The sequence below is a fragment of the Serratia sp. TSO36 genome (genome assembly GCF_057808395.1).
Genome location: NZ_JBJZOU010000048.1, coordinates 1 through 334, shown reverse-complemented (window position 1 = coordinate 334; position 334 = coordinate 1). Strand labels below are relative to the sequence as shown.

The window sequence follows — 334 nt, the reverse complement described above, 5'->3', positions numbered from 1 at the left end:
AGCGGCAGGTGCGCGTCGATGTCGCTCTGCGGGCTGCGCTCGCCCAGCAGGTTATCCGCCAGATCGTACACCAGCCGCGCGCCCGGTTTGCCCTGATTGGGTTCGCGGTGTTGCAGCAAGCGGCCTTCGGCGTCGTAACCGTAGTGTACTTCGCCGCGCAGCGCGTCGCTCACCCCGGCCAGCTCGCCGCGGCCGGTGTAGCGATAGGCGCGCCACAGCACGCCGTCTTCCGGCCGGGTCAGTTTGTCGTGGCCGAAGGCGCTGCTCTGCCAGCTGCGGCGGCCCATGGCGTCGTAACGCCGCTGCTGCTGCAGCGCGCCCTGGCTGCGGCCGG

At 71.3% G+C, this 334-nt stretch carries 1 pseudogene; it reads right to left on the bottom strand.

The annotated features are described in order from the left end of the window. Positions 1-334: pseudogene (locus ACK3CV_RS25380) on the bottom strand (hypothetical protein); the annotation flags it as partial.